At 70.5% G+C, this 11,627-nt stretch carries 8 protein-coding genes; 1 reads left to right on the top strand and 7 read right to left on the bottom strand.

All coding sequences use genetic code 11. The features are described 5' to 3' along the window. Nucleotides 1–76: 76 nt before the first annotated feature. The 5 genes from M8316_RS18500 to M8316_RS18480 form a co-directional block, all read right to left on the bottom strand. Nucleotides 77–1,840: an ABC transporter substrate-binding protein gene (locus M8316_RS18500; protein WP_250057126.1), complete on the bottom strand. Its 1,764-nt coding sequence runs from the start codon at nt 1,838–1,840 to the stop codon at nt 77–79. A gap of 77 nt (nt 1,841–1,917) precedes the next feature. Further along, nucleotides 1,918–2,928 (bottom strand): ABC transporter permease, encoded by a 1,011-nt coding sequence (locus M8316_RS18495; protein ID WP_250057124.1) that lies wholly within the window; start codon nt 2,926–2,928, stop codon nt 1,918–1,920. A 171-nt stretch (nt 2,929–3,099) separates the two neighbouring features. After that, nucleotides 3,100–4,884, bottom strand: coding sequence for an aspartate--tRNA ligase (gene aspS / locus M8316_RS18490; protein ID WP_250057122.1), 1,785 nt, complete (start codon nt 4,882–4,884; stop codon nt 3,100–3,102). A 75-nt stretch (nt 4,885–4,959) separates the two neighbouring features. Continuing rightward, nucleotides 4,960–6,297: a histidine--tRNA ligase gene (gene hisS / locus M8316_RS18485; protein ID WP_250057120.1), complete on the bottom strand. Its 1,338-nt coding sequence runs from the start codon at nt 6,295–6,297 to the stop codon at nt 4,960–4,962. Then, entirely contained in the window at nt 6,294–6,974 is a 681-nt protein-coding gene (locus M8316_RS18480; RefSeq protein ID WP_250057118.1) for an MBL fold metallo-hydrolase, read from the bottom strand. Before M8316_RS18480 ends, hisS begins: the two co-directional genes overlap by 4 nt. Before the next feature lie 143 nt (nt 6,975–7,117). On the opposite strand from M8316_RS18480, the gene M8316_RS18475 reads away from it, so the two are divergent. Next, entirely contained in the window at nt 7,118–8,344 is a 1,227-nt protein-coding gene (locus M8316_RS18475; protein WP_250057116.1) for a DUF349 domain-containing protein, read from the top strand. A gap of 204 nt (nt 8,345–8,548) precedes the next feature. Here M8316_RS18475 and M8316_RS18470 read toward each other — a convergent pair whose 3' ends face one another. Then, entirely contained in the window at nt 8,549–10,774 is a 2,226-nt protein-coding gene (locus tag M8316_RS18470; RefSeq protein WP_250057136.1) for a RelA/SpoT family protein, read from the bottom strand. Between the two features lie 286 nt (nt 10,775–11,060). Continuing rightward, nucleotides 11,061–11,603, bottom strand: coding sequence for an adenine phosphoribosyltransferase (locus M8316_RS18465; RefSeq protein ID WP_250057134.1), 543 nt, complete (start codon nt 11,601–11,603; stop codon nt 11,061–11,063). Nucleotides 11,604–11,627 lie beyond the last annotated feature (24 nt).

The raw sequence follows: 11,627 nt of genomic DNA, 5'->3' as shown, positions 1-11,627 counted from the left end.
CCCCCACCACGCTGGTGTTGCTGGGTGCTGCTGGTGAGCTACAGGCTCACGATCAGTCAGCGGGCGACGAGGTCGCTCACTGCATCACGTAGAGGTTCTTGTAGTTCGGGGCGCCGAGAGCCTCGTCGCCGGAGGGGTTGCCGATCTTCGAGCCGAAGGTGAACAGCGTGTTGTAGTTCGCCAGCGGGATGGCCGGGAAGTAGTCGGTCATGATCTGCTCGTCGAGGGCACCCCAGGCGTCAGCCTGCTCCTCCTGCGGGAGGGTGGGGATCTCGTCGATGCGGCTGTTGATGTCGTCCTCGGAGAAGTAGCCCGTGTTGTAGGCCGCGTCACCGCGGAACAGCGGCGGGATGAACGTGAGGGCCGACGGCCAGTCGGAGCACCAGGCGACGCCTCGGACGTTCAGCTTCTTGTTGGTCGGGTCGTCCGGGGACAGCCAGGTGGCGTACTGGGACTCGGTGGTGCCGATGGCGTTGACCGTGAAGCCGGCGTCCTCGAAGCCCTTGGTGATGACGTCCTGCGCGGCGACGGCCAGCGGGTCCGACTCGTAGTAGATCATCGTGACGGTCGGGTCGGTCTCGGACTCGGCCAGGTACTCCTTGGCCTTGTCGAGGTCGAACGAGATCTCCTCGCCGTCGACGTAGTAGTCCGGCTTGCCGGCCATGCCCGGGGGCATGATCGTCGTCGCGTGGGTGCGGGTCACGCCCGGCAGGGAGCCACCGGCGGTCCAGACGTCCTCGTACGGGTAGGCGTAGGCCAGAGCCTTGCGGAACGCCATGTCCGTCTTGGAGTAGTCGGGGTACAGGAAGCTGGTGCACTGCTGGCTCTGCTGGACCAGGCGGTCACCCAGCTTGTCCTGGGCCTCGGTGTAGTTCGACGCCACCAGGTCCGTCGAGAGCGACGTCTGCGACTGAGCGTTGTCGCTCAGCATGATCTGGTCGGTCTGGTCGGGGTCCGCGTTGAACTTGAAGACCCACTTGTCGGCGTACTGGTGACGCGCCGCGTCGGTGTCGGCGTCCCACTGGTCGTTCTTGACCAGCACGAGCTCGTCGCTGGGGCGGAACGACTCGACCTTGTACGGGCCGGTGGACAGCACGTTCTGGCCGTAGTTCGGCGGGTTCGAGGTCTTGCCGAGGGGGATCGGGCCCATGGCCATGAACGCGCCCCAGTAGTCCATGTCGGGGAACGACTTGTTCATGTTGATGGTGACGGTCTTGGCGTCGTTGTCGAACTCGACACCGCCCCAGTCCTGCCAGTCCGTCTTCTTGTCCGTGTAGGGACCCTCGTAGTCGTTGTTGGCGAAGTACTTGGTGGAGTACTCGGTGCCCGGGCCACCGGGGAAGGTGGTGGAGTCCATCGAGCGAGCGATGCCGAACGCCACCTCCTCAGCGGTGATCGGGTCGCCGTTCTCCCACGTCACGCCGTCCTTGAGGGTGAACACCCACTGGGTGTAGTCCTCGTTCGGCTGGCCCAGGTCGGTGGCCAGGTCGGGGACGAGGGTGGCGTTGCCGTCCTCGTCGATCGCGTACTGGGTCAGCGACCGGGTGGTGAGGGCCTGCTGGATCGAGTTGCCGGTCACGGACCAGCCCTCGGTCGGGTCGAGGTTGTCCGGGCCGGGGTCGCCGGGCAGGTACACCGTGATGGTGCCACCCGCCGTCGCGCCCTCGATGTCGGCGGCCGGACCCGTGGCGTCCGGGTTCTTGTCCTCGCCGGCGTCGGTCTCCTGGAAGGTGCTGCCGTCGGTGGGGCTCTCGGAAGAGCCGCCACCGCCACCGCACGCGGCGAGCGTCGCGAGGGCAGCAACGCCGGCGACAAGGGCCAGCGGCTTGGTCCGTCTCATTGTCCAGCCTTTCTGTTTCTTGGGTGCGCGCCCCGAGGAGGAGGTCGGGACGACGTCTCACACGCCGAGCGCCAGGCTCAGCGGCGGGTCTTGGGGTCCAGGGCGTCGCGGATCGCGTCACCGAGGAGGTTCAGTGCGAGCACGAGCGCCACGATGGCGATCAGGGGCTCGTACAGGTAGAGCGGGTAGTTGCTGAAGAAGCTCGTGCCCTGGTCGAGCATCTGGCCCCACGACGGACGCGAGGTGATGCCGACGCCGAGGTAGGCCAGCCCGGCCTCGGCGGCCACGAACGCCGGGAGCATCAGCGAGGTGCTCACCACGATCGGGGCCACGATGTTGGGCAGCAGCTCCTTGACCAGGATGCGGCGCGTGGGCATGCCCATGACGCGGGCCGCGTGGATGAACTCCCGCTCGCGCAGCGAGAGGACCTCGCCGCGGATGAGGCGGGCCAGGCCCATCCAGCCGAAGAAGCTCAGCACGCACACCAGCGAGATGACCTGAGCCGTCGGGTAGAAGTCCGTGTTGTCACGGAACCGCTCGTTGACGATCGGGGCGATGGTCAGCGCGACCAGCAGGAACGGCAGCGTGAGGAACAGGTCGGTCACGAAGGTGAGGACCCGGTCCACGAGACCGCCCATGAAGCCGGCCAGCAGGCCGATCACGATGCCGAGCACCGTGGCGGTCAGCGTCGCCAGCGAGGCGATCTGGAGCGAGTTCCGCGCCCCCTCCAACCAGTAGGCCAGGTTGTCGATCGCCGTGCGCGGCGCGATGCCGAACGGGTGGTCCATCGTGAACCCGCCGTAGGGCGGGCCGAACTCGGCCTTCGGGATCATGTTCAGCTCGAGGAACTGCGTCGGGTACTGCGTGTCCGTGGTGACGCCGAACGCCTTCGAGATCAGCGGCCCGAAGATGGCCAGCAGCACGAACAGCGCCACGACGCCGATGCAGACCACGGCGATCTTGTCGCGCATCAGACGCCCGAAGGCGATCCGCAGCGGCGACTTGCCGGAGATCTCGGTCGAGCTGCCCTTGGGTCGGGACTTCAGCGGATCGAGCTCCGCCGTCTCCTCGGCAACAGGTGCCGACATGCTCACCCCATCATTTCAGTGTGCGGCGCGGGGGTCTCCCGGCCGGCGCGCTCTGGCGTGCCGCAGTGACTCTAGGTGACCCCGCCGGTCGGCGGGGTCACTCACGAGTAACGATCTGGTCTCAGCGGCCCGTTCGTCTCAGGTCGATTTTCCCTGCAATGGTGCGGCGGGTCAGGCCTCCGGTGCGAGATCCTCCGCCGGAACGGCGTCCACACCGGCCTCCTTGCGCTGCTCCTCGGTGATGGGAGCGGGCGCCGCGGTGAGCGGGTCGTAGCCACCGCCGGACTTCGGGAACGCGATGACCTCGCGGATCGAGTCCGTCCCGGCCAGCAGGGCCGTGATGCGGTCCCAGCCGAAGGCGATGCCGCCGTGCGGGGGCGCGCCGTACTTGAACGCCTCGAGCAGGAAGCCGAACTTCTCGTCGGCGGTGGCCTCGTCCAGGCCCATCACGGAGAACACACGCTTCTGCACGTCGTCGCGGTGGATACGGATGGAGCCGCCGCCGATCTCGTTGCCGTTGCAGACGATGTCGTAGGCCCACGCCAGGGCGTTGCCCGGGTCGGCGTCGAAGGACTCCAGGTCCTTGGGCGAGGTGAAGGCGTGGTGGACGGCCGTCCAGGCGCCCGCGCCGACGGCCACGTCACCGCTGGCCACGGCGTCGGAGGCGGGCTCGAACAGGGGTGCGTCGACGACCCAGGTGAACGCCCAGGCGGACTCGTCGATCAGGCCGCAGCGGCGGCCGATCTCCAGGCGCGCCGCGCCCAGGAGGGCACGGGAGGTCTTGACCGGGCCGGCGGCGAAGAAGATGCAGTCGCCCGGCTGTGCACCGACGTGCGCGGCCAGGCCGGCCTTCTCCTCGTCGGTGATGTTCTTGGCCACGGGGCCGCCGAGGGTGCCGTCCTCGCCGACGAGCACGTAGGCCAGGCCCTTGGCGCCGCGCTGCTTGGCCCAGTCCTGCCAGGCGTCCAGCTGCTTGCGCGGCTGCGAGGCGCCTCCGGGCATGACCACGGCGCCCACGTAGGGGGCCTGGAAGACGCGGAACGTCGTGTCCTGGAAGTACTCGGTGCACTCGACCAGCTCCTGACCCATCCGCAGGTCGGGCTTGTCGGAGCCGAAGCGGGCCATGGCCTCGGCGTACGTGATCCGCGGGATCGGCGTGACGAGGTCGTGACCGATCAGTGACCACAGGCTCTTCAGGATGGCCTCGGCGAGCTCGATGACGTCGTCCTGCTCGACGAAGCTCATCTCGATGTCGAGCTGGGTGAACTCCGGCTGGCGGTCGGCGCGGAAGTCCTCGTCGCGGTAGCAGCGGGCGATCTGGAAGTACCGCTCCATGCCCGCCACCATCAGCAGCTGCTTGAACAGCTGCGGGCTCTGGGGCAGGGCGTACCAGGACCCGGGGCGCAGGCGCGCCGGCACCAGGAAGTCGCGGGCGCCCTCGGGGGTGGAGCGGGTCAGCGTCGGGGTCTCGACCTCCACGAAGTCACGCTCGAGCAGGACGTCGCGGGCGGCCTTGTTCACCTTCGACCGCAGGCGCAGCGCGCCGCCGGGGCCCGAGCGACGCAGGTCGAGGTAGCGGTGCCGCAGGCGCGACTCCTCCCCCACCTCGCCCGCGGAGTGCCCGCCCTCGTCGATCTGGAACGGCAGCGGCGCCGCCGCCGAGAGCACCTCGAGGTCGCTGACGATGACCTCGATGTCGCCGGTGGGCAGGTTCGCGTTCGCGTTGCCCTCGGGACGCAGCGAGACCTCGCCGGTCACCTTGATGCAGTACTCGCTGCGCAGGGCGTGCGCGACGTCCTCGTCGCGGACGACGACCTGGACGACGCCGGTCGACTCGCGCAGGTCGAGGAAGGCGACCCCGCCGTGATCGCGCCGACGAGCCACCCACCCGGCGAGGGTGACGGTCTGGCCGACGTGCTCGGCGCGGAGGGCGCCGGCGTCATGGGTGCGGATCACTGCTTGGTCTCCTTGGTGGTTGCTGCTGGTTGCACTGCTGCCTCCCCTGCTCGGGGAGGTGAACGGGGTGGGCGCTCAGGCGCCCGGGACGACCTGCGGACGCAGGTCCTCGGGCGATGGTGTCCAGACCGAGGGGTCCGCGTCCACCTGGTTGCCGTCGCGGATGTCCTTGACCTGGTGGCCGCCGTCGGCCTGGGGGAACCAGACGAAGGGGATGCCCCGCCGCTCCGCCACGCGGATCTGCTTGCCGAACTTCGCGGCGGTGGGCGCGACCTCGCACGGGATCGAGCGGGCGCGCAGGGCGGCGGCCACCGCCTCGGAGGCCGGGCGCGAGTCCTCGTCGGCCAGGGCCACGAGGACGGCGGAGGGCACGCTGCGCGAGGCCGTGAGGCCCGTGCGCGCGAGCAGCGGGACGAGGACCCGGCTGACGCCGAGCGAGATCCCGACCCCCGGGTAGGTGGCCTTGCCGTCGGAGGCCAGCGCGTCGTAGCGGCCGCCGGAGCAGATCGAGCCCATCGACTCGTAGCCGTCCAGGCGGGTCTCGAACACGGTGCCGGTGTAGTAGTCGAGGCCGCGGGCGATGGAGAGGTCGGCCTCCACTCGCACCCGGTCGCTGACCAGGTCGGCGACGCCGCGCACGAGGGAGGCGAGCTCGTCGATCCCCTCGTCCAGGAGGGGGTGCGAGACGCCCAGCCCACGGACCTGCGCGACGAACGAGTCGTCGCCGGTGCGGATCGTGGCCAGGGAGAGGACGCGGTCGGCCTGCTCGGACGTCGCGCCCGCCTCGTCCACCAGCATCTGGCGCACCTTGTCGACGGGCAGTTTGTCGAGCTTGTCCACGATCCGCATGACCTCGTCGAGGTCCTCGAGACCCAGGCCCGCGTAGAAGCCCTGGATGAGCTTGCGGTTGTTGACCTGGAGCCGGAACGCGGGCAGGAAGGAGAGCCGGGTGAGCGCATCGACCATGACGCGGGTGACCTCGACGTCGTGGTGGAACGGCAGGACGTCGCGGCCGACGATGTCGATGTCGGCCTGCGCGAACTCGCGGAACCGGCCCTCCTGGGGCCGCTCGCCGCGCCAGACCTTCTGGATCTGGTAGCGGCGGAACGGGAACTCCAGCCTGCCCGCGTTCTCCAGGACGTAGCGCGCGAACGGAACGGTGAGGTCGAAGTGCAGGCCCATGCCCGCGTGCCCCTCCTCGGACGTCTCGTGCAGGCGGCGCAGGAGGTAGACCTCCTTCGAGGTGTCGCCCTTGCGCAGGAGCTGGTCGAGGGGCTCGACGGCGCGGGTCTCGATGCCGGCGAAGCCGTACAGCTCGAAGGTGGAGCGCAGCGTGTCGATCACCTGCTGCTCGACCGCGCGCTGGGCCGGGAGCAGCTCGGGGAAGCCGCTGAGCGGGGTGGGCTTGCTCATGGGGTGGTGAGGTCCTTCAGGTACGGGTTGGTGACGCGCTCGGCGCCGATGGAGGTCTGCTCGCCGTGGCCGGGCAGGACGACGACGTCGTCGGCCAGGGGCAGCACCTTGTCGCGCAGGCTGCGCAGGATCGTCGGGTGGTCGCCCCCGGGGAGGTCGGTGCGGCCGATGGAGCCCTTGAAGAGCAGGTCGCCGGAGAACATCACCTCGGAGACGTCCTCGTGCGGGTAGGGCGTGCGGAAGGTGACCGAGCCCTGCGTGTGCCCGGGGGCGTGGTCGACGGCGAACGTGACGCCGGCCAGCTCGAGGCTCTGGGCGTCGGCGAGCTCGCGGACGTCGTCGGGCTCGGCGAAGGTGAGGTCCTGGCCGAGCAGCATCCGGGCGGTCTCGGGCGACATGCCGCTCATCGGGTCGGTGAGGAGATGTCGGTCGCGCGGGTGGATCCACGCGGTGGCGTCGTGGGTCCCCGCGACGGGGGCGACGCTCCACATGTGGTCGACGTGGCCGTGGGTCACCAGCACCGCCACGGGCTTGAGCCGGTGCTCGGCCACCACCTGGGCGACGCCGGGGGCGGCGTCCTGGCCGGGGTCGATGACGACGCACTCGGAGCCGGGGCCGGTGGCCACGACGTAGCAGTTGGTGCCCCACGCTCCTGCGGGGAAGCCGGCGATCAGCACCCACCCACCCTAACGACGACACGCCCCGTCCCCCGCCTCGCCCTCGTCCTGCTCGCCCGAACAGCCATTTCCACTAGCATGGGCGCGCCAGTGTGACCTGCCCGTGCGAGCGGGCGGGCGAACCGCGATCAGGAAGCCGAGCCGTGACGAGCCACCAGTGGGGCCGGGTCGACGACGACGGGAACGTCTACGTCAGGACCGGCGAGGGCGAACGCCCCGTCGGACAGTACTCCGAGGGGTCTGCGGAGGAGGCCCTCCGCTTCTTCACCGAGCGCTACGACGCGCTCGCGTTCGAGGTCGACCTCCTCGAGAAGCGGATCGGTTCCGGGGTGATGAGCCCCGAGGAGGCCGGCGAGTCCGTCTCGACGGTGCGCGCGCAGGTCACCGACGCCAACGCGGTGGGCGACCTCGCCTCCCTCGAGGCACGCCTGGACGCCCTGGCCCCCGTGATCGAGGAGCAGCGGGAGAAGCGCAAGGCCGAGCGGGCCCAGCGCAGCGCCGAGTCCCGCGCCGCGAAGGAGAAGGTGGTGGCCGAGGCCGAGGCCATCTCCACCGGCAGCGACTGGCGCAACGGCGCGAACCGCCTGCGCGAGCTGCTCGAGGAGTGGAAGGCGATCCCGCGGATCGACCGCCCCTCCGACGACGCGCTGTGGCGCCGGTTCTCGACCGCCCGCACCACCTACACCCGCCGCCGCAAGGCCCACTTCGCCGAGCTCAACGAGCGGCGCGAGGGCGCCCGCGTGGTGAAGGAGCGCCTGGCCACCGAGGCCGAGGCCCTGGCCGGCTCGACCGAGTGGGGCCCCACCGCCGGCAAGTACCGCGACCTGATGCGCGACTGGAAGGCCGCCGGCCCGGCCCCCAAGGACGTCGACGACGCCCTGTGGAAGCGCTTCCGGGGTGCGCAGGACCAGTTCTTCGGCGCCCGCGACGCGGCCAACGCCGCGATGGACGCCGAGTTCGCCGCCAACGCCGAGGTCAAGGAGCAGATCCTGGTCGAGGCCGAGGCCCTGCTGCCCGTCGAGGACCTGGAGGCCGCCAAGCGCGCCTTCCGTGACCTCGCGGACCGCTGGGACGAGGCCGGCAAGGTGCCGCGTGCCCGGATCAAGGAGCTCGAGGGCCGCATGCGGAAGGTCGAGAACGCCATCCGCGACGTCGAGCAGGACCAGTGGAACCGGACCGACCCGGAGAAGTCGGCCCGCGCGGACGACATGATCACCAAGCTCCAGGAGGCCATCGACCAGGTCGAGGCCGACCTGGAGAAGGCCCGCGCCGCCGGCAACCCCAAGAAGGTCGCCGACCTCGAGGAGAACCTGGCCTCGCGCCAGCAGTTCCTCGAGATGGCCAAGCGCGCCGCCGCCGACTTCTCCTGAGGTCCCGAGGTCGTCCCTCCGAGCAACGAGGAGGGACGGCATCGAGGGAGTCGAGCGAGCGCACGACCGAGCCTGCGAGGCCGTGACCGCGGGTCGAGACCCGGTCCGACCTGCCACGCGGTCCCCGGCGCACGAAGGCCCGCTCCCCCGGCACTCGCCCTGAGGAGCGGGCCTTCGCCGCGTCCGGAGGGACGCGGGCGACTGCTACTGCGTGACGCGGTAGGCGTCGAAGACGCCGTTGACGTGCCGGACGGCGCGCAGCACGTTGTCGAGGTGCTTGGTCTCGGCCATCTCGAAGGTGAACCGGGACTTGGCGATCCGGTCGCGCGTGGTCGAGAGGTTGGCGGAGAGGATGTTCACGTGCGCGTCCGAGAGCGCCATGGTGATGTCGCTGAGCAGGCGCGCACGGTCCAGTGCCTCCACCTGGATGTTGACCAGGAACATCGAGGACTCGTTCGGGGCCCACTCGACCTCGAGGATCTTCTCGGGGCTGCGCTCGAGCTCGGTGGCGTTGGTGCAGTCCTTGCGGTGCACCGAGACTCCCCCGCCCTTGGTGACGAACCCGAGGATCGGGTCCGGCGGCACCGGGGTGCAGCACTTGGCGAGCTTGACCCACAGGTCGCTGGCGCCCTTGACGATGACGCCGGCATCGCCGCCGGTCGCGCTGCGCCGGCTGCGGCCGGTGATGGTGACGGCCTCGGCGAGGTCCTCCTGAGCGCCTTCGGCCCCGCCGTGGATCTCCAGGACGTACTTGACCACGGCCTGGGCCGAGAGCTGGTTCTCGCCGACGGCGGCGTAGAGCGCGGAGATGTCGGCGAGCTTGAAGTGTTCGGCGCACAGGGTGAGCGACTCGTGGCTCATGACGCGCTTGAGGGGCAGCCCCTCCTTGCGCATGAGCTTGGCGATCTGCTCCTTGCCGTCCTCGATCGCCTCCTCGCGCCGCTCCTTGGTGAACCACTGACGGATCTTCGAGCGGGCGCGGTTGGACTTGGCGAAGCCGAGCCAGTCGCGCGAGGGGCCGGCGGTCGGCGACTTGGAGGTGAAGACCTCCACCACGTCACCGTTGTCGAGGGTCGACTCCAGCGGCACGAGGCGTCCGTTGACGCGCGCGCCGATGGTGCGGTGACCGACCTCCGTGTGCACCGCGTAGGCGAAGTCGACCGGCGTGGAGCCCGAGGGCAGCGCGATGACGTCGCCGCGCGGGGTGAAGACGTAGGTCTCCGCCTGGTTCATCTCGAACCGCAGGGACTCCAGGAACTCCCCCGGGTCCTCGACCTCGCTCTGCCAGTCCAGCAGCTGCCGGACCCAGGTCATGTCGTCGAGGTCGCCGCGCTGGTCGGTGTCGACGCCGGTGCGGTTGTCCTCCTTGTACTTCCAGTGCGCCGCGACGCCGTACTCGGCGCGACGGTGCATCGCGAAGGTGCGGATCTGGAGCTCGACCGGCTTGCCCTGCGGGCCGATGACCGTCGTGTGCAGCGACTGGTACATGTTGAACTTCGGCATCGCGACGTAGTCCTTGAACCGGCCGAGGACCGGGTTCCAGCGCGAGTGCAGCACGCCGAGGACGGCGTAGCAGTCCCGGTCCTCCTCGACGAGGACGCGGATGCCGACGAGGTCGTAGATGTCGGAGAACTCCCGACCGCCCACGATCATCTTCTGGTAGATCGAGTAGTAGTGCTTCGGTCGCCCGGTCACCTTGGCCTTGATCTTGGCCTCGCGCAGGTCGTTCTCGACCTGGGTGATGACCTCGGCCATGAACTGGTCGCGCGAGGGCGCCCGCTCGGCCACCAGCCGCACGATCTCGTCGTAGACCTTGGGGTGCAGGGTCGCGAACGCGAGGTCCTCCAGCTCCCACTTGATCGTGTTCATGCCCAGGCGGTGGGCCAGCGGGGCGTAGATGTCGAGCGTCTCGCGTGCCGTGCGCTCCTGGCTCTTGGCCGGGACGAAGCGCAGCGTCCGCATGTTGTGCAGGCGGTCGGCCAGCTTGATGACCAGCACGCGGATGTCGCGGGCCATCGCCACGATCATCTTGCGGATGGTCTCGGCCTGGGCCGAGTCGCCGTAGACGACCTTGTCGAGCTTGGTGACGCCGTCGACCAGCTGGGCGACCTCGGTGCCGAAGTCGGCGGTGAGCTCCTCCAGCGTGTACGGGGTGTCCTCGACCGTGTCGTGGAGCAGCGCCGCGGCCAGCGTCGGCTCGGTCATGCCGATCCCGGCGAGGATCGTCGTCACCGCCAGCGGGTGCGTGATGTAGGGGTCACCGCTCTTGCGCATCTGCGTGCCGTGCAGGCGCTCGGCGGTGGTGTAGGCGCGCTCGAGCAGGGCCAGGTCGGCCTTGGGGTGGTGGGCGCGCACGGCACGGAACAGCGGCTCGAGCACCGGGTTGAACCCCGGGTTGCGGGTGCCCATCCGGGCGAGCCTGGCCCGCATGCTGCGAGCGGACGGGGCGGGCTCGGGGCCCCGGCCGGCGGCTGCGCCCCGGTCCGGGCGGCGCGGCGGCCCGGCGGGTGTCGGCTGCGGCGCGGCAGCACGCGGCGGCGTCGGCCCCTCGTCGGGCGTGGACGCCGGGGACGGCTGGTGGACCCGCTCCTCGGACATTGCCACAGTCTAGGCGCAGGGCCGTGGAAGGGAACCGCCAGGTGGGGCCTGGTGCGGCCTGGTGCGGCCTGGTCCCCGGGCCGGGTCGGGCTGGTGCGACCCGGTGCGAGGAGAGGCGTCAGCCGACGGAGACCAGGCTGGTGACGGGCACCTCGCCCACGTTCTCGCGCCAGGGCAGGAAGGCCAGGTCCATGAGGACGGCGATGCCCACGACCTCACCGCCGCAGGCGGCCACCAGGTCGGCGGTGGCCCGGGCGGTGCCGCCGGTGGCGAGGACGTCGTCCACGAGCAGCACCCGCTCGCCGGGGGCGACGGCGTCGCGGTGCACCTCGAGGGTGGCCGAGCCGTACTCGAGGTCGTAGGAGACCGCGTGGGTCTCCCCCGGCAGCTTGCCGGCCTTGCGGACGGGCACGAACCCGGCTCCGAGGCTGAGCGCCACCGGCGTGCCGAGCAGGAAGCCGCGCGCCTCCATGCCGAGCACCTTGTCGACGCAGGGTCCGCCGCCGGCGTCCCGGCCCGCGGTGGCCAGACCCGCGACGACGGTCGCGAGCCCGGCGGGGTCCGCCAGCAGGGGCGTGATGTCCTTGAACACCACGCCCGGCTCCGGGAAGTCCGGCACGTCGCGCACGAGGCGCCCGAGGGCAGCCCGTGCGTCGGCCAGCAGCGTCCCGGCGTCGCCGGCGGG

This window comes from Nocardioides bruguierae (genome assembly GCF_023554635.1).
Lineage (GTDB): Bacteria > Actinomycetota > Actinomycetes > Propionibacteriales > Nocardioidaceae > Nocardioides > Nocardioides bruguierae.
This window is presented reverse-complemented; position numbering and strand designations above follow the sequence as displayed.

What these genes read in the sequence shown, in the direction of transcription:
- M8316_RS18500 (WP_250057126.1), bottom strand. Translation starts at nt 1,840, where the DNA reads ATGAGACGGACCAAGCCGCTGGCCCTTGTCGCCGGCGTTGCTGCCCTC.
- M8316_RS18495 (WP_250057124.1), bottom strand. Translation starts at nt 2,928, where the DNA reads ATGTCGGCACCTGTTGCCGAGGAGACGGCGGAGCTCGATCCGCTGAAG.
- hisS (WP_250057120.1), bottom strand. Translation starts at nt 6,297, where the DNA reads ATGAGCAAGCCCACCCCGCTCAGCGGCTTCCCCGAGCTGCTCCCGGCC.
- M8316_RS18470 (WP_250057136.1), bottom strand. Translation starts at nt 10,774, where the DNA reads ATGCGGGCCAGGCTCGCCCGGATGGGCACCCGCAACCCGGGGTTCAAC.